Genomic DNA, 219 nt, shown 5'->3' on the forward strand with positions numbered 1-219 from the left:
GTTCAGCTTGTGGCCAATAAGAACGAGTGAAAGGTAGAGGAAAGACTGAGTAACGAGAGATAAAAGAGACGAGAGATAAAAGAGAAGACGAGTTATCAAAGAATTATCCTGGCGGCGATAGTGCGGTGGACCCACCTGAGACCATACCGAACTCAGAAGTGAAACGCTGTAATGCCGATGGTAGTGTGGGGTTTCCCCATGTGAGAGTAGGGCACCGCC

At 48.9% G+C, this 219-nt stretch carries 1 rRNA gene; it reads left to right on the top strand.

What is annotated here, in order from left to right:
• Positions 1-107 precede the first annotated feature (107 nt).
• Positions 108-219 (top strand): 5S ribosomal RNA (gene rrf / locus HMPREF2644_RS05925); the annotation flags it as partial.

The organism is Haemophilus sp. HMSC071C11, from assembly GCF_001837655.1.
Taxonomy (GTDB): domain Bacteria; phylum Pseudomonadota; class Gammaproteobacteria; order Enterobacterales; family Pasteurellaceae; genus Haemophilus; species Haemophilus influenzae.